1 protein-coding gene is annotated in these 419 nt (G+C 33.7%); it reads right to left on the bottom strand.

Annotated elements, in window-relative coordinates; genetic code table 11:
* On the bottom strand, positions 1–419 hold a 419-nt coding region (locus EDI28_RS27120), incomplete at both ends, for a hypothetical protein (protein WP_199287522.1).

Consider the following 419-nt stretch of genomic DNA (forward strand, 5'->3'; position numbering starts at 1 on the left):
TGATTTGGTATGTGCATAGGTCACAGTTCCTGTTGATCTTAACTTAAGATTTTTAATTATCTCCCACTCCAAAAACAATGATGCAGAAAGATTCTTTCCGTAACTCTCATTTCTATTTTGTTGTGTAATCAAAGGGTTCTCGGTATAACGATCTATTGTATTGATTGTACCATCTTCATTATATGCAGGTAAATCAGGTCTCATTCCCAATATCTTTCCTATCAGGTTATCTTTATTATTTGATGTACGGGTAGATGCATCCACATTAATACCCATCTTTAGAACCTTTCTTAATGAAGATTCAAAATTAAATCTACCTCCGTAAGTCTTAGAATCACTACCATTTACAACACCATTCTGCTCTTTAGTAAAGAATGATGCATAGTAAGATGAATTTTCTGAGCCTCCTCTTAACGATA

Source organism: Photobacterium chitinilyticum (genome assembly GCF_004104355.1).
Classification (GTDB): Bacteria; Pseudomonadota; Gammaproteobacteria; order Enterobacterales; family Vibrionaceae; genus Photobacterium; species Photobacterium chitinilyticum.